Below are 22136 nucleotides of genomic sequence, written 5' to 3'. Positions count from 1 at the left end.
GAGCAGCGACCGCGATGACGAACAGCGCGGCGGCGACGGAGGCGACGGTGGCAGAACCGGTCAGGACCTGACCTCCTGCGCCAGCGCGACGATCTCGCGCGCCCGATCCACATAGCGGTGCCCGTCGGCCACGACCCGACGGTGCCCGGCGGCGGCCACAGCGGCGACCCTGTCCGGTTCGGCCGCACAGCGATCGAGGATGTCGTGGAGTTCGCCGGTGTCGGAGAACAGGAAGCACTCGGTGGTGTCGTCGAGGAGCTCGGCGTGCTCGTCGGTGCGTTCGCCGACGAAGAGCCCACCGGCAGCGGGCACTTCGAAGGTGCGGCAGGTGTGGGTGTCGCGGTTGTCGGAGTTCAACAGCACCAGGTTCGCGCCGACCTGGGCCACCGCGGCCGAGTACTGCGCACCGTAGACGGCCCCGCCCACGTGGGCGCCGGTGGCGCGCAGTTCGGGTACCCGGCGCCAACCGGGACCACGCACGAGCATGCGTTCGCCGTAGCGACCGGCCAGCTCGACCATCGCGGCGCGGCGGTCGGGACGGCACACACCGATGAATCCGACGAGGTAGTCACGTCCGTCGCGGCGGGCGGTCCGGTGGTGCCAGGCCGGATCGTAGGCACTGCGTACGAAACCGACCCCGCGGGCGCCGCGCGCCCGCAACTCGCCCACATTGTGACGCTTGGTGGTGACCACCAGATCCCATTCGGCTTCGTGCGCGAGGTAGGCGGCGGTGAGATTCTCCGGGTTCGCCACATCGTCGGCGCTGTAATGCACATGCAGCGCGGCAGGCAGATCGAGCAGTCTGCGCTGGTCGAGATGGATTCCCTTGAACACGAACACCATATCGGGATCGAAGGCCGCAGCGCTACGTTCGATTCGCTCGTGTAATGCGCGCACCTGCCACGGCGCCCGATCCTCGCGCACTTTGGCGTAGATCCAGGGCGGCGACAAACGCCTCGGCAGGGTGATCGCGGTCGAGTCCACCACGAGCACATCGTGGCCGGCCTGCCGGAAACCGTCGGCCAGCGAGCGGGCGTTGCTACCGACCCAGTCGTCGCCGATGAAGAGAATTCTCATGCGTGCAGTTCCTTGCTCCGCCGGTCGCGCAGGACCAGCATCCTTACTCGCGCGAGATACCAAGCAGCGACGGCATATTCGACCAGCACGCTGCCGTAGACGAGGGTGTGTACCGAGCGGGTGTGGAAGGTGAGCCCGAGTGCGCAGGCCGCGATGACCGTGCCGATCACGGCGCCGGTGAGCACACCGAAGGTGTCCTGGCGAACGGGCAGAATCGCGGTGGTGACGAACGAGGTGACCGTGGTCGCGGGCAGGATCAGGATTTCGATCCGCAGCAGTGCTGTCGCGCCGAGGAATTCGGTGCCGAAGATCACCTCGATCAGGAACGGCGCCGTGATCCACACCAGCGCACTCACCAGTGCGGCCAGTGCGACACACGCCGCCAGCACCCGCACGCTGTCGCGCCAGAAGTTGCCGTCGGTACTGCGTCGCGCCATGCGGGGGAGCAGGGCGAAACCGATGGGATCGAGCAGTGATTGCAGGGCCCGCACCAGGCGATCACCCGCGGAGTACAGGCCGAGGGCCGCCGCGTTCAGCACCACCGAGTAGATCGCGGCGGCACCCTGGCCGTAGGTGGTGATCAGCAGGCGGGAGGCGAACACCGGTGCGCCCGTGCGCAGCAGCTCACCGATATCGCGGGGTCGCGACGGCCGGCCGTAGTGCCGGGACGTGTCGATCCAGGTGGCCACGACCGTCGGCACCGACGACACCAGCAGGCACAGCACCGCGATTTGCGCGCTCGGCATCCGTGGCAGCACGCCGACCAGCAGGGCGAGGTAGCCGAGCCGCCCGATGCCCTGATAGAGCGTCGACGCGCCGAAACGCCCCTGGCCGATCAGCAGCCAGTCCTCCGACATCGACCAGAACCCGCCCGCGAACAGGCCGAGCAGGATCATCTGCACCGGTTCGGGCACACGGAACGCCAGCCCGGCCCCGAGCGCCAGGCCGAGTAACAGCAGCAGGGTCAGCCGGATGGCGAGGTAGTCGCCACGCAATTGGTTGATGGCCGCGAATCGCGCATCGGCACCGCGGCTTTCCTCGGCGTCGGGCACGCGCGCGGCCATGAACGAGGTGATGCCGAGGTCCACGACCAGCGAGCCGATGAAATAGGCCGACATCGCCATCGCGAGCAGACCGAGGCCGTGCGCGCCGAGGACCCGGGCGATCAGCGGCACCGTGATGAAGGTGACGAGGTACTGCCCGTACTTGCCGAAGCTGACGAACCCGATGTCGCGCAGCACAGCCAGCGGGCTGGAGGTGATGTGCCCGCCATCGCCATCGCCGTCGCTACCGGATCCGCGGTCTTCGTCGGGCTTGCGATGCGCGCCGGGTTCGCGGGGGACCGCCTGCACGTGCGGGAAGACGTCGGTGGTGACGGTGGCCAGGTAGCGATCGTGCTCAGTCACCGCGGGCCACCACGATGTCGAGGAAGTCGGCGACAGTGCGGGCACCGGTGTGGATGTCGAAATCGCGCGCGCGGTCGCGCCCTGCCATGGCGAGGCGAACCCGGTCGGCGGGATCGTGCAGGAGGGTGTCCAGTGCGCCGGTGAGGGCGGCGACGTCGCCGCCGGGCACGAGCACCCCGTCGATCCCGGTGTGAATGATCTCGGCGGGACCGCCCGGTGTCGCGGCGATCACCGCGCAACCCGCGGCCATGCCTTCGACCACGACCTGGCCGAACGGTTCCGGGAGCACCGAGCAGTGCACGAGAATGTCCGCGGCGCTGAGATATTCGGCGGGGTCGTCGACATGGCCGGTGAATTCGGCGGCCACACCCAACTCGGCCGCCAGTTTCTCCAGCTGTGCGCGATACGGTTCCTCGCCGAAGAACGTGCCGCCCACCAGGACCACCCGGGCAGGCCGCACCCGCAGCGCGGCGATCGCGCGCAGGAAGACGTCCTGGCCTTTCCACGGACTGAGCCTGCCGACCACGACGACCACCGCCGCCGCGGCCGGTCGGGTTCGCGGATCTGCTTGCGCCGCAGGCAGTTCGACACCCGGATAGGCGACCGCGGTAGGCAGACCGGTGGGCAGCGTGGCCGCGGTCGCGCGGCTGTTGGCCAGCTGGCCGCGGCACACGAGCCGGGCCAGCACACGGATCGCCAGCGCGGGAACCCTGCCGAAGTAGTCGGGGGAGACGCGGTCGTGGACCTGCCACACGAGCGGAACCCGCGCGCGCCGGGCGGCGACGGCGCCGAGGACCAGTGCCTTGGTGCTCTCGGCGACGACGACATCGGCGCGGGCCTGCGTCACGACCGCGCCGACGGCCCAGCCCAACCGCAGCAGGGCGACGAAGCCGGTGATCAGGCCGAGCAGGCCGGTGCCGATACGCATGGCACGCGAGTCGAAGTGTCCGGCGACGACCAGGGTTTCGATGTCGCGTGCCCGCATCCGGGCCACCATCGGGCCGTCCTCGGTGTAGATCATCGTGACGTGATAGCGGCCGGTGGCGCGCAAGGCGTCGAGCAGACGCAGGGTGGCGAGTTCGGCGCCGGACGGTGCTGCGGTATGCGCGAGGAAGACAGCCCGGGTCATCGCAGGTCCCGATACAGGGCCGCGTGCCGGTCCGCCGCGATGTCCCAGGTGAAGGTCTGCGCGTGCGCGCGACAGGCGACCGGGTCGGGGATCGTGCCGTCGAGGGCGGCGACGAGCCGGGTGGCGAGCGAGTCGGGTTCGCCCGCGGGGACGACGAGGGTGGGGTCGAGACCGCGCACGGCATCGGGCAATCCACCGCAGTCGGTGACGATCGGCGCCCGGCCCGCCGCCAGGGATTCCAGGGCGATCAGCCCGAAGCCCTCCAGCGCGATCGTCGGCACCACCGACACGGTGGCCTCGGCGTAGAGCCGAGTGAGTTGATCGTCGCTGACCCGGCCGGTGAACTCGACGGTGCCCGCGAGTCCGGCCGCCTCGGCGCGCAGATCCGCTTCGGCGGTGCCGGTGCCGACGACGACCAGGCGCGCGTCGGGGTGGGCGGCCAATACCTGCGGCCAGGCTCGCAACAGCACGTCGATGCCCATGCGTCGCTCGAGCCTGCGCACGCACAGCACGGTCCGGGTCGGGGCGGTGGTGTCGAGCGGTACGGCCCGGAACCGGTCGAGGTCGACGCCGGGCGCGATGATCGAGATCCGGTCGGCGGGCACGTGATAGTCGCGCTCGAGCACGTCACGGAAGTGACCCGACAGCACGACGAACCGGTCGGCGCCGCGGTAGCGCAGCCGTTCGAACAGGTACTTGGCCCGCACGGTACGCGCGGACTCGCCTGCCATCGCGCTCTCCTGCGCCCACGGCCCGTGGAAGTGGACGACCAGCGGCAACTTCGTCGTCGCGGTTCGTGCGAGGGGCCCATACAAGCAGAAGTGCCGGTCAACGACGGTGCCGGGGGCGAGTTCGGTGCGGGCGAGCAGCGCTGTGCGGGTGCGGTGCAGTGTCGAACCGCCCGTCGGCCCCCATGATCCGGCGCCGGCGTCGTCGGCGGGACCGAACGCGGCTGCCGTCACCGCTACCTCCGGCTGCCGCGCCAGTGCTCGGTACAGATCGGTGAAGTACCGGTTGAGTCCGCCCGGTGTGGCACCGAACCATTCCGATCCGGTCATGTGCACACCAACCATTGCGGTCGCAGTCGTCAACCTCCGCACCCTTCATCATGTGTCCCGCGAAGTGCGTCCCGACCGGCGAATTCGCTATCAGCCCACAGTCTAGGGGAGTAACCGGGTTCGGGCCCACCGGACGGCAGCCAGGAAGACGGTGCGGTAGATTCGTCGCAGGGGGAGGCGGGGGTGCAACACGGCATTCTCCGGTGACAGAGAGTGCGACAATGGTTTCCGCGTTGACGGTGTGTGTGCCTGCCTACGACGCCGAGCGGACGCTCGCGGTAACGCTGGAGTCGGTGCTCGCCGAGGACGCCGACTTCGAGCTGCTCGTTCTCGACAATGCCAGCGCCGATCGCACCGGCGAGATCGCCCGTTCCACCGGCGACCCCCGGGTTCGGGTGTTGCGCAACGAATCGGTGCTGCCGATCGGGGCCAACTGGGACCGGGTGATCCGGGCCGCGTCCGGTGACCTGGTGAAAGTGGTGTGTGCCGACGATATTCTGCGCCCCGGCGGGTTGACCGAACAGTGGGCGCTGATGGCCGACTCCTCGGTCGCGATCTGCGCGGGACGCTTCGATGTGATCGACGAGCAGGGCGGCTTGCTCGAGACCGACCTCGGCCTGCCCGGTCTGCTCGGTCGCCGCACACCGCGGGAACTGGCCAAGGTCATCGTCCGACGCGGTCCGGCCGAGTTCGGGCCGACGGCCGCGGCGATGTTCCGCCTGGCCGACTACGAGCGCGTCGGCGGCTTGCGCCCCGACCTGGTGTTCCCGATGGATGTCGACCTGTTCGCCCGTGTCGCCACCGGCGGTCACTTCGTCGGCATGGACCGGATCGTCGCCGCCTGGCGCAATTCTTCGTTCAACCTGTGCAGTCGCACCACCACCAGGTCCAAGCTCACCGACATGTATCGCTTCCACCACCGACTCGTCGCCGACCACCCCGAATTGGTGACGCGCGCCGATGTGCTCACCGGCGACCTGCGCCTGGTAGGGCAGATCATGGAGCGGGTGCGAGTTCGGACAGTGGGTGCGGTCGGTGCGGTTCGCCCCGGCGAGTGACCCGCTCGGCCCCGGCTGGTGAATGCCGGGGCCGAGCGAATCAGATCGAGAAGGTCTTGCCGTAGGTGACGACGGTGTCGCCGGTCGAGCCGACGATCTTCACGAACGGGCGGACGTTGGTCTGGCCGAGCACACCGGTGACGGTGCCGTGGAAACCCGAAAGCCGCAGGACGCCGTCGGCTCCGGAGATATCGCCACCGGCGACCTCGACCTCCTGGATGCCGGGGCCGAAGCCGGCGGCGAGCTCGATTCCCGCGCGCGGGATCAGGCCGTCGAGCTTGACCATGGGGCCGTCGGTGCCGACCTCGAGGCCGAGGCTCGGGGTCGACCACTCGAACTTGATCCTGCCGTCGAGGGTGGCGGGGTAACCGACCTGGTAGCCGATGGTGATGCGCCCGGACCAGGCCTCGGCGTCGGGGCCGGTGACCAGGTAGGAGGCCGCGCCGCTGTGGAACCACTCACGGGTGAGCGGGTTGCCGTCCAGTGGGGCGACGAAGTCGATCCGGGTGTCGGACTGAATGGCTTCGACGGTGCGGTTCCTGCCGTCGAGGACGGTACTGCTGGCGTCGATGCCGGCACCGGCGGCGCCGGCCGTCATGGTGAGGCCGACGGCGACGGCCGAGGCCATCGCTGCGATGCGCAGCGCGCGCGGTGCGAGCACGGTGATTCCCCTCATCAGATTTCTTCCCCTGAACAACTCGCCCGTCGAACGGTGCGTTCGGCGCCGCCGTCCCCCGGCGATCCGGCCATCGCGACACTGCGGTGGCCGACGGTGACTCCGGCGACCGCTCGAGATCGCGGTCAGCGGCTCGATCACGATGCGGCGCTGGGCGTTCCGAGTATCCCACGCCGTCCGGTCATGCGCCGATCTCCCTGGAGTCCGCTGCGCCACAGTCTTCGCAAACGACTATCGCCTGCGCGGGCCTGCCTGGTCGTCGATCATCCAGCGGCCGTCGAGTGCGGGCAGTGCGGCGCTCACCTCGGTGAAGAGGTCGGGCAGGGTCAGCAGCACGACATCGGGGTCGGCGGCGACCAGTTCGGCGGGGGAGATGATGGGCACGTCGGTGCCGGGCATTCGGCAGCCCTGCTTTCCGGGTGAGGCATCGGCGACCCCGGCCAGCAGGCCGCGATGGGTGCCCGCCATGCTCAGCAGGGCCACTGCCCGGGAAGCCGCACCGTAGGCGTAGACCCGCTGCCCTTCTGCCGCACCGGCTTCCAGCCAGGTGCGCAGCGCGCGGACGTGGCGGTCGACCGTCTGCTGGAGCCCGTCGACGCAGCTCAGCGAATCGGCCTCGTTCGCGAGGAGCTCGCCCACCGTGGCATCAGGCGCGTGGTCGCCGTGGCGAACAGCCAGGAGCACGGTGCCGCCGTAGAGCTCGAACTCCCACGCGGTGATCACACTCATCCCCGCGGCGCGCAGCAGGGTGCGCAGGGCAGTCAGCGAGTAGTACGCGAAGTGCCCGTGGCGCAACGCATTCCACTGTCCCTGCGCGACGATGGTGGCGAGCGAGTGGTATTGCACCAGCAGCACCCCGTCGGCGGCCGTCGCCGCCGCACGGACCGCGAACCCCACCCGCTGATCGGGTTCGTGCATGATGCCGAAGCAGTCGAGCACGACATCGGCTGGTCCGGCGATGTTTTCGGTGAAGCCGTGCTCGGCGAGCAGGGGTAGCCAAGTGCCGCCGTGGGGACTGCCGAACTCGGTCACCGTCGATCCGCGCAGCACTCCGGCGGCGTGTACCAGCCGCACCGCCTCCGCGGCCTGGTCGCGCAGCGCCTGCGGTTCGATGCCGTGGGGTTCGGACGTGACGGTGTCGTCATCGGCGAGCTGGGCCAGCCCGCAGACCGTGCACTGGTCCATCCGCAGTGGATGGCCGGATTCGGTGTCGGCGACCGGAGCGTCACGTGGCGGAAAGTGGTCCGCCGCCGGGACAGACCCCAGGTCGAGAACGGAAACAAGCGCGGTTTTCGAGCAGCCGCGGCATCGGCGGGTCATCGAGAAGGCTCCGGGGGAACCACTGGCTCCAGCCATGAGGAGTAGTCGGAGTGCGTTTCCCGGATTCTTCTGTTACACCACACAGCGTTTGATGACCTCCAAGAATGCGCCGCCGAACGTGGCGACGAAGGCGGTGTTGATTGACGGAGTCCGGTATTGTCGAACGCGTGTTCGAGACTGTGCGATACACCTACCGCCTGCGCCCCGGCTCCACGGCGCAGTGCGCACTGCTCGGGGAGTGGCATCGCTGCCGGTTCTTGTGGAACGAGGCCGTCCACCAGCAACGTAGCGGTGCCAAGCCGACGTTCTGCAAGCTCTCGAAGCTGCTCACCGCAGCTCGCGCGTCGACGTCGTGGCTGCGCGATGGTTCGCAGGTCGCCCAACAGCAGACGCTGCGCACCTTCGCCGCCGCGCTCAATGACTCTTACCGGGTCACCGGTCGTGGGCGCCCCACAATCAAGTCGCGGAAGAGGACGTTGCCCTCGCTCGAGTACACCACCCGCGGTTTCTCGATCCGTGACCGCAGACTGCGACTGGCCGGTGGGGTAACGGTCCCGGTGGTGTGGTCGCGTGAGTTGCCGTCTGCACCGACCTCGGTTCGGGTCTATCAGGACTGTCTCGGTCACTGGTACGCGTCGTTCGTGGTCCGCCGTGACGTCGAGCCGCTGCCCGCTGCCGACGGCAGGATTGGCATCGACTGGGGTGTGGCTGCGACAGCGACCACGACTGACCCTGCCTTCGACCTGCCCTATGGTGGTCATCGCAAGCGGTGCGCGGCGGAGCTGGCGAAGGCGCAGCGAAAGATGGCCCGCCGCACACGTCCCCGTGGACAGGCCCCGTCGAAGGGCTACCAGCAGGCCCGGCGCGCGGCCGCGCGGTTGCAGAAGAAGGCGGCCCGGCAGAACACGCATGCTGCCCGGGTGTGGGCGCGTCGTGTCGTGACTGATCACCAGATAATCGCGGTGGAGGATTTCAAGCCGAAGTTTTTGGCACGCTCGAGGATGGCGCGTCAGGCCGCGGATGCTGCGATCGGTGCGGCGAAGCGGGAGTTGATCGAGTGTGGCGAGCGGGCGGGCCGGAAGGTGGTATTGGTTGCGCCCGCTTACACCACGATGACCTGTTCGAGTTGTTACGCGATAGCCAAGCAGCGGCTCGAACTGGCACAACGATCCTTCCGGTGCGAGTTCTGCGGTTATACCGCGGACCGGGACCGGAATGCTGCCAGGGTGATTCTGGCCGCGGTAGATCCCGACCGTGCTGGTGTTGACGACGTCAGACATTGCCTACCTCCTTCCGGGGGTGTGGGTGGTGCGGTCCGAGTCAGAAATCCCCGGCATTAGCGCTGGGGAAGGGTTAAGGCAGTATGTCCTCGTGCGTATCGAGCGGACCGAACTGGCCGACGTGGTGGTACTCGTTCCCGAACCGTTCCGGGACGAGCGTGGATTGTTCACCCGAACCTTCGACGCCGGCGAGTTCGACGCCCACCTCGACGCGCCGGGTGCGGCGGCGGCCTTCGTGCAGGACTCGCAGTCGCGGTCGGTGCGCGGGGTGATCCGCGGCATGCACGGGCGCGGCGGGCGTGGTGAGGCCAAGCTGGTGCGCTGCGCACACGGGGCCGTGCACGACGTGCTGGTCGACATCCGCCCGAATTCGCCGACTTTCGGTGCGCGCCAGGCGTTTCGGCTCGACGACGAGCAGTTCCACCACCTGTACGTGCCGCCGGGTTTCCTGCACGGATTCCAGGCGCTGACCGAGATCGCCGATGTCTGCTACCGCATCGACCGCGCGCACGATCCGGCCGAGGACCTCGGGGTCGCCTATGACGACCCCGAGCTGGCCATCGACTGGCCGCTGCCCGTCGGCCCGGTCTCCGCACGTGACGCGGCAGCCGGGAGCTGGGCCGCGTTGCTGGCTACGCTGACGCCGACGCACTGATCCGGCGCAGCTGCGCGTCGAGTACCCCGGAATCGCACAGACCCTGCAGGTGCGGCAGCCGGGTGAACCGGCGGAAGAACGCGTCCGAGGTGAGTCCACGCGCGGTGTACTCGGTGTACAGCTCGGCCGCGCCCGCGGGCACCGTCCACTGCGCCTCGAAGCCGAGAACCGCTCGCGCGTACGAGAAGTCGACGCGATAGGACCGTGGGTCGGCACCACTCTCACCGGTGATCAGCAGTCGCGAACCGGGCACCGCGTCGACCACCGAGGCGGCGATCTCGGCGACGGTCAGGTTGTTGACCTCGGTGCCGATATTGAACGCCCGGCACGAGACATCGGCGGCGGGTGCGGTGAGACAGGTGGCGAACGCGGTCGCGATATCGGCCGCGTGCACCAGGGGCCGCCACGGGGTGCCGTCGGAGAGCACCTTCACCTCGCCGGTGAGTACCGCGTAGCCGACCAGATTGTTGAGCACGATATCGGCCCGCAGGCGCGGTGAGAATCCGAAAGCCGTTGCGTTGCGCAGGAATACCGGGACGAAGTCGTCGTCGGCGAGGGCCGCCACATCGTCTTCGACCCGTACCTTGCTCTCGGCGTACGGCGTGATGGGGCGCAGCGGGGCATCCTCGGTGACGAGGTCGGCACCGGCGGCACCGTACACCGAGCAGGTCGACGCGTAGAGGAACCGGGAGACCCCTGCCTCTTTGGCGAGCCGGGCCAGCCGCACCGACGCGTGATGGTTGATGTCGTAGGTGATCTCCGGTGCGAGTGCGCCAAGGGGATCGTTCGACAGCGCGGCCAGATGGATCACCGCGTCGAAACCACGCAGCTGCTCGACGGTGACCTCGCGCAGATCGACCGCCAAACCTTCGGGGTCACCGGCGAATTCGCCCAGCACACAGTCTGCGAAGTAACCGATGTCCAGGCCGGTGACCTGGTGGCCCGCCGCCCGCAGCACCGGTACCATCACGGTGCCGAGATAGCCCTGGTGTCCGGTGACCAGTACCCGCATGTTCACGTCTGTTCCCATCTGATGATCGCTTTGTCGAGCACGAACGCCTCGGCGAACGGTGCGTGGCACTGCACGCCACGCATCCGGGCCAGCCCGAGGAAGGCCTGTTCGTCGAACCAGTCGCGGCCCGTCTGCGACGGATAGTGCTTGTGCAGCAGTTGCGACTTCTGTTGTGCCAGTGCGTGACTCAACGGGTGGTAGAGCGTGGGAGCCGGGGTGTCGGTCTCCCATTTGAGGATTTCGTAACCCAGGGTCAGGTGGTCGCGGAACTCGGTCGGCACCAGTTCGGCGAGCAGGCGGTGGTCCTGATGCGCGTCGCCACGATGCGGCGCGAACACCACCTCGGGTTCACCGCCACGACGAAATTCCGCGAGCGCGTCCTTGATCCGGTCCCAGTGCGCGGGGGCGCGGCCGTCGGGCACATCGAGAACCCGTAACTGCGGCTCGGTGCCCGAGCAGAACGCGGTCAGCGCCGCACGTTCCTCGTCCTCGCGGGCGGTACCGCCGCCGGAGAGCACCAGCGCCCGCACCTCGACGTCGGGATCGGCACCGGTGAGCGCGAGAAGTGTCGCGCCCATGCCGATCGCGATGTCGTCGCAATGCGCGCCGAGCACCGCGATCCGGCGAGGCGGGCGGGTGAACAACCCGATCACGCTTGGTCCCACACCATCCACGGCCGGGTGCCGTTGCGGTAGGCGTCGTCGAGTTCGGCGCGTTCCTTGAAGGTGTCGGCAGGCTTCCAGAAGCCCATGTGCTGATACCCGAAGAGCCTGCCCTGCCCGGCGAGCGCACCGCACGCGTCGGCCACCAGATCGCCGCCAGGCGGCAGCAGATCGAAGATCTCCTGGCTGAGCACGAAGTAGCCGCCGTTCTCCCACAGCGGCATCTGCGCCACCGGCACGATGTCCTTCACCTCGCCCGTCGGGGAGATGTCCACACAGTGGAACGAGGACTGGGGCGGCACCACCATCATCGACGCGGCCGCACCCGAGGCGTGGAAACGTTCGATCATGGTGTCCAGCGGCGCGTCGGTGAGGACGTCGGCGTAGTTGGCCAGGAAGTACTCGTCGCCGTCGAGGTGTTCGCGCACGCGGCGCAACCGCTCCCCGATCGCGGATTCGACGCCGGTGTCGACCAACGTGATGGTCCAGTCGCTGATGTCGCTGCCGAGCAGCTCCACTTCACCGTTGCGGATCACGAAGTCGTTGGACGCCGACTCCTGATAGGTGAGGAAGAAGTTCTTGATGTGCTCGGCGCCGTAACCGAGACACAGCACGAACTCCTTGTGGCCGTAGTGCGCGTAATAGCGCATCACGTGCCACAGCAGCGGACGTGGGCCGACCAGCTGCATCGGCTTGGGGACGACGTCATCGGATCCGCCGCGCATGCGCATGCCGTATCCGCCGCAGAACAGGACGACCTTCATCGGTGCGTTCACCTTCATTCGGAGTGTGCGCCGGCCGCGACCGGTTCGCCGACCGGAGTACCGCGATGCAGCACCGGCAATGGATAGACGAGTTCGCCACCCCACTCGCCGACATGGCGGAGTTGGGCGGTGATCTCGGTTTCGAGATTCCACGGCAGGACCAGCACCACATCGGGCTTGTCGGCCTCGATGCGTTCCGGCGGATGGATCGGGATCCGGGTGCCAGGGGTGTAGCGACCGTGCTTGTAGGGGTTGCGGTCCACGGTGTATTCGAGCAGGTCGGGCCGGATGCCGCAGTAGTTGAGCAGGGTGTTGCCCTTGCCGGGCGCGCCGTAGCCGACCACTCGCTTGCCCGCCGCGCGGCAGTCGAGCAGGAAACGCAGCAGCTCATGGCGCACCGATTCCGCGCGGGCACCGAGCGCGGCGTAACCGGCGGGTTCGTGCAGGCCCGCCGCACGCTCGAGGTCGAGGACCTCGGCGACCCGGGCACTCGGTGCGGCGACGGCGTCGGGGCGCGCCCACAGCCGGATCGAGCCGCCGTGGGTTTCCAGGAGTTCCACATCGACGACGGTCAGGCCCGCGATCGCCAGCGCGCGCTGCGCGGAGTGGACGGTGTAGTACTGGAAATGCTCGTGATAGATGGTGTCGAACTGGCCGAGCTGGACCAGGTTCAGCGCGTGGTGCACCTCGATGCTGCACCAGCCGTCGTCGCTGAGCAGGGTGCGCAGGGCGTGGGTGAACCCGCGCAGGTCGGGCACGTGCGCGTAGACATTGTTGGCGACCACCAGGTCGGCCGGACCGTGCTCGGCGCGCACCCGAGCCGCCGAATCCTGTTCCAGGAACGCCGTTTCCGTCGGTACGCCGACCTCGCGTGCCGCGCGACCGACATTGACCGACGGCTCGATGCCGAGACAGCGGATCCCACGGGCGACCGCGTGCCGCAACAGGTAGCCGTCGTTGCTGGCCACCTCGACGACGAACGAATCGGGACCGAGGTCGAGTCGCTCGGCGGCGGTGCTGACGAACTGCTCGGCGTGACGGACCCAGCTGTCGGAGAACGAGGAGAAATACGCGTACTCGGTGAAGGTGTCCTCGGGCGTGATCAGCGCGGGGATCTGTAACAGCAGGCAGTCCTCGCACAGGCGCAGGTGCAACGGATACGTCGACTCCGGCAGGTCGAGTTCGGCCGCGGACAGGAAGCTCTCGCACGGTGGGGTGGCGCCCAGGTCGAGCACGCTCGTGAGCCGTTCGGAATCACAGAGTCGACATTGCACGTGGAGCCCCCACCTTCTTGCCTGTTCATCAAAGCTGTCGCGGCTGCTGCCGGTCATGCCGGAAGTCGGATCGACAGGCTCCGACGTTACAGCGAGGGCCCGATGAGCTGCGAGAAAGCTCCGGGGGAGAGATAGATTCGTGGTAATTTTCGGAGTCAGACCAGGTCGATCCGGTGCCGGCAAATTGTCGGCGAGGGCGACCGTTTCTTCCTACTTTGTGACGTCGCTCACTCGTGAAAGCGATTGTCCTGCATTCATATCGAAAGGCGATAGTGGATCGGTGATAGCTGTTCGATTGCTCTGTGACCCGGCTAACTTCTGGAATCCGTTGTGGCGCTGAGACTTCGGCGAGAATGCCGGTCGGGGGTCTGTAACAATCGGCGGGCGGGTATCGAATCGACGGGCAGTAGGACGGCCGCAACGGCCGCGTTCCGGTCGACGGGGATCGGGAAACGATTTGTCTCCCGAAGGGGAGGTGTGGGTTCATGAGCTACGAGCTCACCGGTAGTGGCAACATCGATGTTGTCAACGGTGTTCAGGCGCTGCGCCGTACGCAGCGCGAGGGTTGGCAGACCGCGCTGGTCCAGCGATTGGTCGTGACCGATGTTGTCGCGGTGTTCGGCGCGGTCGGGGCGGCACAGGTGATCCGCTTCGGTGGACCCGCCGCGCCGCCGCTGGCCTGGCCGCTGCCCTACGAGGTCGGTTACTCGGTGGTGTCACTGGCGTTGGCCGCCGGATGGCTGGTGCTGTTGCACAGGTACGGCAGCCGGACCCCGCAGGTGATCGGCACCGGCAGCGAGGAGTTCCGCCGACTGGTGTCGGCGACCCTGCGGCTGTTCGGTGTGCTGGCCATCCTCGCGCTGCTGTTCCGGGTGGAGGTCGCGCGTGGCTATCTCGCCATCGCGTTGCCCGCCGGGCTGCTCGCGCTGGTCGCGGGGCGGCTGGCGTGGCGGTGGCGGCTGCGGCGGTGGCGCGCGCAGGGCCGCTGCCACACCGCGGTGCTGGTCGTCGGTTCGCCGGAGGCCGCGCAGGCGATGGCCTCGGCGTTCACCGGCGATCCGGGCTCCGGCTATCACGTGGTCGGTGTGTGCGTGCCCGCGGGATCCATCGGCGCGCAGTTCGATACGACAGAGGGCCCCTCGGTCCTCGGCGACGATCGTTCGGTGCTCGAGGCGGTGCGGCGCAGTGGGGCCGATACGGTGGCCGTCGCCGCGACCGAGCACCTCGGGCCCGTCGAACTGCGGCGGATGGCCTGGGCGCTGGATCCACTCGGCGTCGATCTGATCGTGGCACCCGGTGTCGTCGATATCGCGGTGGCTCGATTGACCAACCGGATCGTCGCCGGGATGCCGATGCTGCACATCGACCCGCCGCAGTACGGACGAGCGAAGTCGAGCCGTAAGGGGCTGTTCGACCTGTGTTTCGCCGCGGCCGTGCTGCTGCTCATCGCGCCCGCACTGGTGGCCATCGCGATCGCCGTGAAGGTGACGAGCGCCGGGCCGGTGTTCTATCTGTCGGAGCGGATCGGGCGCGACGGCATTCCGTTCCGGATGATCAAGTTCCGCAGCATGCTCGTCGACGCCGACAGCACGGTGGAGGCGCTCATCGCGCGGCACGGGGGAAATCCGTTGTTCTTCAAGGTCAAAGACGATCCGCGAGTGACCGCGGTCGGCCGGTTCCTGCGCAAATACAGCCTCGATGAATTGCCCCAGTTCTTCAACGTGCTGCGCGGCGACATGAGTGTCGTGGGGCCACGGCCGCAGGTGCAGCGTGAGGTCGACAGCTACGACGGCGAGATGCGACGGCGGCTGCTGGTGAAGCCGGGCGTCACCGGGTTGTGGCAGGTCAGCGGGCGCTCGGATCTGTCGCCGGAGGATTCGGTGCGCCTGGACCTGTCCTATGTCGAGAACTGGTCGATGGTGCTGGATCTGGCGTTGATCGCGCGCACCATCGGCGCGGTTACCCGCGGCGACGGCGCGTACTGAGAACCGGGTGGTGAGATCTCACCACCCGGCTCCAGGTCAGGGTCAGCGTAGGTCGCGGCGGCGGAAGGCGATGAGCCCCACAAGGATTCCCATTCCCGCCACGGCGATCAGGTAGGCGAGAGGCGCGATGTCGAACGCCGCGCCCGGCAGCTTCGGTGGGTGGACGAACGGCACCAGATCCAGGACCCACTGCGGGAAGCTACCGAGCGAGCCGAGCAGGAAGATCACGATCATCGCGCTCAGCACGCCCCACGCCAGCGACGCGTACTTGGGCAGCGCACCGAAGAGCAGCATCGCGATCGCGGTCATCACCCAGACCGCGGGCAGCTGGACCGCGACCGCGCCCACCGACTGACCGATCTTGTCACCGACATCGCCATCGGTTGCGCCCCAGACGATTCCGATCGCCAACCCGGCCGCGAGCAGCGCCACAGCGGGCCCGCCGATCGCGAACAGCAGATGGCTCGACACATAACGCACGCGCCCGACCGCGGCCGCCAGTACCGTCTCGGCGCGGCCCGAGTTCTCCTCCTCGTGCAGCCGCAGCACCGCCGACACGGAGTAGGCGGCGGCCGCGGCGGCCAGCATGGTGACGGCGTAGGCGATGAACGACTTCTCCAGATCCGCCGAACCGCCCAGCGAGGTGACCACATCCTGCAGCGCGCCGCTGTCGTCGAGCATGCCGCCGATGCTGTTCACCGCACCGCCGATCAGCAGGCCGTACAGCGCGAATCCGGTAGTCCAGGCGACCAGCGAACCCCGCTGCAACCGCCAAGCCAGACCCACCGGACCCGACAGCTCGCGACCCGCCGCGGCCGGTCCCGGTCGGTCGGCCAGCAGGCCGGCACCGATATCGCGGGTGCGCAGCAACCGATAGGCGAGCAGCGTCGCGCCGGTGCCGAGGGCACCCAATGGCACGAGCACCCACCAGCGTTCGTCGGCGAACGGGCGGATCTGCAGGCACCATCCCAGCGGTGAAAACCACGACAGCACACCGTTTCCCGCATCGCCGACCGCCCGGACCGCGAAGGCCGCACCCAGCGTGCCGAGCGCCATCCCGCGGGCGATCCGCGCACCGGTGCTCAACTGGGCGGCGACCGCGGCCACCGCACCCCACACCACACCCGATGCCGCGAGCGCGGCACCGAAGGCGACCGACCCTGCCACGGGCAGGCCGGTCGCCATGAGCGAAGCGGTGCAGGTGATTCCCGCTACCGCCGAAGCTCCGTAGGTGAGCAGCAGCGCCGCGGTCAAGCCGGCGAAACGGCCGATGCTGGTGGCGCCGACCAGCTCCGCGCGACCGGTCTCCTCCTCGACCCTGGTGTGGCGGATGACCGTGAGGACCGTCGCGATCGCGATCATCGCGTACATCGCCCCGGCTTTCCAGGTGCCGATGGAACCGAGCGCCGAGCTGAAAACCGGTCCGTACATGGCGATCAGCGCCGGGCTCGCCGCCGTTGTCGCCGCGAAATTGTCGAGTTGTGCCGCGGTCGTGTAGAGGTCCTTGATCGAGACGATCTGCAGCGCGGGCATCAACCCGATCAGCAGCGACCACAGCGGCGCCACCACCCGGTCGCGGCGCAGATACAGGCGCAGCATCTGTCCGGTGCCCGCGAATCTGCCCGCGGTGCGCGAGGTTCCGGCGAAATGCGGGACGGCGGCCACGGCGGTCATGCGTGCACCTTCTCGGCGGTATCGACGTGGTAGTGCCGCAGGAACAGATCTTCGAGCGTCGGTGGCGCGCTGGTCAGACTGCGCACGCCCGCGTCACCGAGTACTCGGATCAGGGCACCGAGGTTCTCGGCGTCGACCTGACAGCGCAGGGTGGAGCCGTCGCGTTCGACATCGTCGACGCCGGGCATCGCGCTCACATCGCCGGGATCGCCGATCAGATCGGCGGTGATGGCGGTGCGGCTCAGGTGACGCAGGTCGTCGAGGGAGCCTGATTCGACGGTGCGGCCCGCACGGATGATCGTCACCCGGTCACACAGGTGCTCTACCTCGGACAGGATGTGGCTCGACAGCAGCACGGTCGCACCGCGGGCGGCGGCATCGCGCACACAGCTCTGGAAGACCTGCTCCATGAGCGGATCCAGACCCGACGTCGGCTCGTCGAGGATCAACAGGTCCGCATTCGCCGAAAAGGCCGAGACCAGTGCGACTTTCTGCCTGTTGCCCTTGGAATAGGTGCGCGCCTTCTTCGTCGGATCCAGCTCGAAGCGTTCGATCAACTCGCCGCGCCGCTGCTCGTCCGACCCGCCGCGCATGCGGGCGAGCAGGTCGATCGTCTCGCCACCCGACAGTGACGGCCAGAGTGTGACATCGCCTGGTACATAAGCGATCCGGCGATGCAGGTCGACCGCATCGGTCCACGGATCACGGCCGAACACCGTCGCTTGTCCGCCGGTGGCGCGCAGCACCCCGAGCAGGATCCGGATGGTGGTGGACTTGCCCGAGCCGTTGGGGCCGAGGAAGCCGTGGATTTCGCCGGTGCCGACGCGCAGGGCGAGTCCGTCGAGCGCGGTGAAGCGGCCGAACGTCTTTCGCAGGTCCGCGACGTCGATGACCCGGTCGGTGGTGGGGGTGGGCATCGTCTACTCCTTGAAAAGGGTGTCGAGCATGGTGGAATCGGTGAGCAAGCCTTGGGTGTAGAGCTCGAGCGCGGGGAAGCTGACCTCGTCGGACAGATCGCGAATCGCCTTGCGGAAATCGAGCTTTCCGCCGCGTTCCATGCGCATCTGCAGATACAGGTTCATGGCGCCGACGTGACAGAGCACGATGTAGCGGGCGCGGGCCGCGTGATCGCGACTCGGCTTGATCGTGCCCGCGTCGACACCGGCCTGCATGTACTGCTCCGCGTCGGTGCTCATGTGCTCGAGCAGCGACTGCGCCAGCGCACCGCCTGCCTGGAAACTGCGCAGCATGTATGCCACCAGCGGTGCGTGCATCTCGATCTCGGCCATCGCGTGCAGGATCCCCGCGGGCGCGGGCGCCGCAACCGTGCGCAGCTTCTCTTCGCGGATGATCTCGAGCACACGATCGTCGCAGGCCGCGCGCAGGCCGTCCTTGGACCCGAAGTGGTGGTTCACCAGTCCGGGCGACACTCCGGCCGCGGCGGCGATGGCCCGAACGCCGACACCGAACCCCTGCTCACCGAACAATTCGATCGCGGCATCGCGAATCCTGGCTGCGGTGGTGAGATCGGCTGAACGCATGTTCAATATGTTAAACGCATGTTCAATCCGAGGGCAAGAGTTTCGCCGAACCGAGTTTCGGGCCTGGGTGACACCTCGTGCGCGGGCTAATGTCGAAGCCATGGCTACCGGCACATCGACGACGGCAGAACATCTCCGCGCAGCGCTGGACGGACCGTGGCGCGCGGTCAGGGAGCAGGCGCGAACCCAGCTCGCAGGCGAGGAATTCGCCGGCGATCCCGAACTCGACATCCACGCGGCCAGGGCTCGCGTGCTCGACCAGATGCGCACCATCGCGACATTGGGCTATGCCGAGCGCGGCTTCCGGCCCGAGAACGGTGGCACCGGCGATCCGGGTGGCGCGGTCATCGGGCTGGAGATGCTGGCCTACGCCGACCTGTCGCTGTGGGTGAAGTCCGGCGTGCAGTGGGGGCTGTTCGGCGGCGCGGTGGAAAACCTGGGCACCGAACGTCACCGTGACTTCATCAAGCGCCTGATCTCGCTCGATCTGCTCGGCTGTTTCGCGATGACCGAGTCGGGCCACGGCAGCGACGTCGCCAACCTGGAGACCACCGCCACCTACGACCCGGCCACCCAGGAATTCGTCGTCAACACCCCGACCCCGTCGGCGCGTAAGGACTACATCGGCGGCGCCGCGATCCACGCGCGAATGGCCGCGGTGTTCGCCCAGTTGATCGTCGGCGGTGAGAGCAGGGGCGTGCACTGCCTGCTGGTGCCGATCCGCGACGAACTCGGCGCCGACCTGCCCGGCGTGACCACCTACGACGACGGCCTCAAGGCCGGGCTGCCCGGTGTCGACAACGGTCGGATCGTCTTCGACCACGTTCGGATCCCGCGCGAGAACCTGCTCAATCGCTACGCCGATGTCTCGCCGGACGGCACCTACAGCTCCGAGATCGAGAACCCGAGCCGCCGCTTCTTCACGACCCTCGGCACGCTGGTGCGCGGCCGGGTCAGCGTGGGTGGTGCGGGCGCGGCGGGCGCCCGGGTGGCACTGAGTATCGCCGTGCGGTACGCGCTGGAGCGCCGCCAGTTCTCCGACCCCGACACCGGCGAAGAGACCCTGCTGATGGATTACCGCAGCCATCAGCGCAGGCTGCTGCCGTTGGTGGCGAAGTCGTTCGCGCTGGCCTTCGCCCAGAACGATCTCGTGCGCCGGATGGACGCGGTCCAGCGCGGGCAGGACACCGACGCGAGTTCGCAGCGTGCGCTGGAAAAACGCGCCGCCGGGCTGAAGGTCGCGCAGACACGCCATGCCACCCGCGCGATCCAGGAATGTCGTGAAGCATGCGGCGGCGCAGGCTATCTCACCGAGAACCGCCTGGTCACGCTCAAGGCCGACACCGACGTGTTCACCACCTTCGAGGGTGACAATGTCGTGCTCACCCAGCTCGTGGCCAAGGAACTGCTCACCGCCTACTCCGACGAGGTCCGCGATCTCGACGCGCTCGGCTGGGTGCGATTCGCCGCCACGATGGCCGGTGACGTGGTGCGCAAACGCTCCGGTGTGCGTCAGATGATCCAGACACTGCGCGACCGCAACGACGAGTCCGTCGACGAGGGCGATCTGTCCAAACGCGACGTGCAGCTGCAGCTGTTCGCCGACCGCGAGGACTACCTGCTGCGCACCGCCGCGCACCGGCTGCGCGCCCGCGCCGCCGACACCGGTCCGTTCGAGGCGTTCAACAATGCCCAGGACCACATTCTGGCCGCCGGTGCCGCGCACATCGACCGGATGGTGCTGGAGGAATTCGTCGACGGCATCGCCGACATCGAGGACCCGGACGCCAAAGCCCTCGCCGAAACCGTCTGCGATCTCTATGTTTACGCCGCGCTGGAGGAGAACCTGGCCTGGTTCATCATGCACCGGTTCATGTCGGTGGAGCGGGCCAAGGCGGTGCGGCGCGGACTGAACGAACTCGTCGACCGACTGCGTCCCGACGCGTTGACACTGGTGGAGGCGATGGGCGTGCCAGAGACGATGCTGCGCGCCGAAATGCTGCACGACGCCAGCGTTTTCGATCGCCGCTAGGCGCTGTACCGGGCTCGTAGGGCGTCGGCCAGCCAGCACAGGCCGATCGCCATCGATGCCGCCGCCGCTGCCCCACCGAGTACATCGGTGGGGCGGTGGTAGCCCAGTTCCGCCATGCCGGGGGTGATCGCGATCAGGGCGAACACGGTGAGCGTCGCGACCACGATCCGTGCCCGGAGGTCGGACACAAGACACGCGAAAGTTGTTGCGACAGCGACCATGTGGACGGTGTGACCGCTGGGGTAGGCGAGATGGTCGGCCATCTGCCGATCCCACAAGGGTTTGAGCAACCAGGTGTTGACCGCCAACGCGATCTCGGGAACCACCAGCATGGTCACGGCCTGCCACCACTGCCTGCGCAGCGCGAACCACGCACACGCGGCCAGCAGCAGCGCGATGACCACCGGCGCGTCGCTCGGAGTGACCAGCACTTGCGCGAGGTCAGGGGAGACGGTGTCCTCGGACACCACGGAATCCAGCTCGCTCGCTCCGCCGTCCGCGGGGAACGTCAACGGAATCACGGCGGTCAGTACGGCACCGGCGCCGACCGCGCTCACCCGGACAACGGTGGCGCGGCGGCCATGGTCGATCACGGACGCGACGACCGCCGCCCGCTCACGCGGGGCCGTAGGTGAGCACCGCCGTGACCACGAACCACAGCACCCACACAATGGCCACGATCATGCCGAGGGCGAGAGTGATCCGCAGGAACGCGGCGCCGAAATCGAGATCACCGCTGACCCGCGGATACAGCTTCCACGGGCTGTACCACGGCGTGATCGAGCCACGGGACTGCGCGTCGCGTTCGAGCTGAGCCTGTTCCTCGGCATAGGTCTCCGCGGCCGCCTGGGTGGGCCCGCCGTGCCACAGCGTCACATCGATCGGGCCGAGGAAACCCTCGTTGAGCAGGTCCTGCGGTGCGGGCAGGAAGGGCAGGATGCCGAGCCCGCGGAAGGCGATGGCGACGTCGTTGGCCGTCCAGAGGTTGTGTTCCTTCTCGGCCAGCAGTTCGAAGTACATCTCGAGCCGGTGCGGGTCGTCGGTGACGATCACATCGAAGCTCGGGTCGCTCCAGCCCTGGTGCACGTCGATCTGGGCGCCCGGCATCGGCACGATCAGGCCGAGGCCGTGCACCGCGCGCTGGCCGAGCCCGCGCGCGGCGAGGTAGTCCTGCAGGGCGAAGGTGTGATCACGCGAACGCTCCAGCGGCGTCGACTTCTCCGCGCCCGCGAACTGGGCGAGTTCGCCGGAGACCATCCACGGGCCGTTGAGCGGGATCTCCAGCACGCCGTCCTGGGGTGCGGTGAACGTCTCGGCCTCGATGATCACGCAACTGGTCGGGGTCCAGATCACCGCGTCGAACTGGTGCAGCCGATCCTGATGGAACAGACTGCAGTTGATCGTGGCGACGCCGTGCGGGCTCGCCGGGTCCTTCCATGTGCGCAACCAGTCGATCAGTGCCGCCTCGGCATCGCTGCCTGCCGCATTCTGCACGCGCACGAGCATGGAGACCGCCCTTCGTTGGTCGTTGGC

Annotated in this window: 20 protein-coding genes; 5 read left to right on the top strand and 15 right to left on the bottom strand. The window is 68.2% G+C overall.

Annotated features, from left to right (window positions below):
* Window positions 1-60: 60 nt before the first annotated feature.
* The 4 genes from ACLJPD_RS25795 to ACLJPD_RS25780 form a co-directional block, all read right to left on the bottom strand.
* Window positions 61-1077 (bottom strand): glycosyltransferase, encoded by a 1017-nt coding sequence (locus tag ACLJPD_RS25795; RefSeq protein WP_410875521.1) that lies wholly within the window; start codon window positions 1075-1077, stop codon window positions 61-63.
* Window positions 1074-2339, bottom strand: coding sequence for an oligosaccharide flippase family protein (locus ACLJPD_RS25790; protein ID WP_410876310.1), 1266 nt, complete (start codon window positions 2337-2339; stop codon window positions 1074-1076). The genes ACLJPD_RS25795 and ACLJPD_RS25790 overlap by 4 nt, the downstream gene beginning before the upstream one ends.
* Before the next feature lie 136 nt (window positions 2340-2475).
* Entirely contained in the window at window positions 2476-3612 is a 1137-nt protein-coding gene (locus ACLJPD_RS25785; RefSeq protein ID WP_410875519.1) for a glycosyltransferase family 4 protein, read from the bottom strand.
* Window positions 3609-4670: a glycosyltransferase family 4 protein gene (locus tag ACLJPD_RS25780; protein ID WP_410875517.1), complete on the bottom strand. Its 1062-nt coding sequence runs from the start codon at window positions 4668-4670 to the stop codon at window positions 3609-3611. The genes ACLJPD_RS25785 and ACLJPD_RS25780 overlap by 4 nt, the downstream gene beginning before the upstream one ends.
* 221 nt (window positions 4671-4891) lie before the next feature.
* Here ACLJPD_RS25780 and ACLJPD_RS25775 point away from each other — a divergent pair, with 221 nt between their 5' ends.
* The gene (locus ACLJPD_RS25775; protein ID WP_410875516.1) at window positions 4892-5728 is read left to right on the top strand and encodes a glycosyltransferase family 2 protein; all 837 of its coding nucleotides are present in this window, start codon (window positions 4892-4894) and stop codon (window positions 5726-5728) included.
* Between the two features lie 40 nt (window positions 5729-5768).
* On the opposite strand, the gene ACLJPD_RS25770 is transcribed toward ACLJPD_RS25775, so the two are convergent.
* Window positions 5769-6404 carry an MspA family porin gene (locus ACLJPD_RS25770; RefSeq protein ID WP_410875515.1) on the bottom strand — a complete coding sequence of 212 codons (636 nt, stop codon included), beginning with the start codon at window positions 6402-6404 and terminating at the stop codon, window positions 5769-5771.
* Between the two features lie 231 nt (window positions 6405-6635).
* A complete protein-coding gene (locus ACLJPD_RS25765; RefSeq protein WP_410875513.1) occupies window positions 6636-7724 on the bottom strand; it encodes a transferase in 1089 nt (362 codons plus the stop codon).
* A gap of 167 nt (window positions 7725-7891) precedes the next feature.
* Between ACLJPD_RS25765 and ACLJPD_RS25760 the strand changes: the two genes are divergently transcribed.
* Entirely contained in the window at window positions 7892-9064 is a 1173-nt protein-coding gene (locus ACLJPD_RS25760) for an RNA-guided endonuclease InsQ/TnpB family protein (protein ID WP_410875511.1), read from the top strand.
* Window positions 9065-9095: 31 nt separating this feature from the next.
* Entirely contained in the window at window positions 9096-9659 is a 564-nt protein-coding gene (gene rfbC / locus ACLJPD_RS25755; protein ID WP_410875510.1) for a dTDP-4-dehydrorhamnose 3,5-epimerase, read from the top strand.
* On the opposite strand, the gene ACLJPD_RS25750 is transcribed toward rfbC, so the two are convergent.
* Genes ACLJPD_RS25750 through ACLJPD_RS25735 form a run of 4 tightly spaced genes read right to left on the bottom strand, consistent with a single transcriptional unit; the run spans window position 9637 to window position 13371 of the window.
* The gene (locus ACLJPD_RS25750; protein ID WP_410876309.1) at window positions 9637-10671 is read right to left on the bottom strand and encodes an NAD-dependent epimerase/dehydratase family protein; all 1035 of its coding nucleotides are present in this window, start codon (window positions 10669-10671) and stop codon (window positions 9637-9639) included. The two genes, rfbC and ACLJPD_RS25750, sit on opposite strands and share 23 nt — an antisense overlap.
* A 2-nt stretch (window positions 10672-10673) precedes the next feature.
* Window positions 10674-11324, bottom strand: a complete 651-nt coding sequence (locus tag ACLJPD_RS25745; RefSeq protein WP_410875508.1) for a PIG-L deacetylase family protein — start codon at window positions 11322-11324, stop codon at window positions 10674-10676.
* Window positions 11321-12097 (bottom strand): glucose-1-phosphate cytidylyltransferase, encoded by a 777-nt coding sequence (locus ACLJPD_RS25740; RefSeq protein ID WP_410875507.1) that lies wholly within the window; start codon window positions 12095-12097, stop codon window positions 11321-11323. Before ACLJPD_RS25740 ends, ACLJPD_RS25745 begins: the two co-directional genes overlap by 4 nt.
* A gap of 14 nt (window positions 12098-12111) precedes the next feature.
* A complete protein-coding gene (locus ACLJPD_RS25735; RefSeq protein WP_410875505.1) occupies window positions 12112-13371 on the bottom strand; it encodes a methyltransferase domain-containing protein in 1260 nt (419 codons plus the stop codon).
* A 485-nt stretch (window positions 13372-13856) separates the two neighbouring features.
* On the opposite strand from ACLJPD_RS25735, the gene ACLJPD_RS25730 reads away from it, so the two are divergent.
* Complete coding sequence (locus ACLJPD_RS25730; RefSeq protein ID WP_410875503.1) at window positions 13857-15356, top strand: sugar transferase; 1500 nt, start codon at window positions 13857-13859, stop codon at window positions 15354-15356.
* Window positions 15357-15398: 42 nt separating this feature from the next.
* On the opposite strand, the gene ACLJPD_RS25725 is transcribed toward ACLJPD_RS25730, so the two are convergent.
* From ACLJPD_RS25725 to ACLJPD_RS25715, 3 genes are read right to left on the bottom strand one after another with little or no spacing between them, the layout of a single operon-like run.
* Window positions 15399-17030 (bottom strand): ABC transporter permease, encoded by a 1632-nt coding sequence (locus ACLJPD_RS25725; RefSeq protein ID WP_410875501.1) that lies wholly within the window; start codon window positions 17028-17030, stop codon window positions 15399-15401.
* Window positions 17027-17947 carry an ATP-binding cassette domain-containing protein gene (locus ACLJPD_RS25720; RefSeq protein WP_410875500.1) on the bottom strand — a complete coding sequence of 307 codons (921 nt, stop codon included), beginning with the start codon at window positions 17945-17947 and terminating at the stop codon, window positions 17027-17029. Before ACLJPD_RS25720 ends, ACLJPD_RS25725 begins: the two co-directional genes overlap by 4 nt.
* Window positions 17948-17950: 3 nt before the next feature.
* The gene (locus ACLJPD_RS25715) at window positions 17951-18571 is read right to left on the bottom strand and encodes a TetR family transcriptional regulator (RefSeq protein ID WP_410875499.1); all 621 of its coding nucleotides are present in this window, start codon (window positions 18569-18571) and stop codon (window positions 17951-17953) included.
* Between the two features lie 100 nt (window positions 18572-18671).
* Here ACLJPD_RS25715 and ACLJPD_RS25710 point away from each other — a divergent pair, with 100 nt between their 5' ends.
* Complete coding sequence (locus tag ACLJPD_RS25710) at window positions 18672-20603, top strand: acyl-CoA dehydrogenase (protein WP_410875497.1); 1932 nt, start codon at window positions 18672-18674, stop codon at window positions 20601-20603.
* Here the strand turns inward: ACLJPD_RS25710 and ACLJPD_RS25705 are convergent.
* Both ACLJPD_RS25705 and ACLJPD_RS25700 read right to left on the bottom strand, forming a co-directional pair.
* Window positions 20600-21196 carry a phosphatase PAP2 family protein gene (locus ACLJPD_RS25705; RefSeq protein ID WP_410875495.1) on the bottom strand — a complete coding sequence of 199 codons (597 nt, stop codon included), beginning with the start codon at window positions 21194-21196 and terminating at the stop codon, window positions 20600-20602. The genes ACLJPD_RS25710 and ACLJPD_RS25705 overlap by 4 nt on opposite strands.
* 22 nt (window positions 21197-21218) lie before the next feature.
* The gene (locus ACLJPD_RS25700) at window positions 21219-22097 is read right to left on the bottom strand and encodes a nuclease-related domain-containing protein (RefSeq protein ID WP_410875493.1); all 879 of its coding nucleotides are present in this window, start codon (window positions 22095-22097) and stop codon (window positions 21219-21221) included.
* Window positions 22098-22136 lie beyond the last annotated feature (39 nt).

The sequence above is a fragment of the Nocardia sp. A7 genome, from assembly GCF_046549215.1.
Classification (GTDB): Bacteria; Actinomycetota; Actinomycetes; order Mycobacteriales; family Mycobacteriaceae; genus Nocardia.
This window is presented reverse-complemented; position numbering and strand designations above follow the sequence as displayed.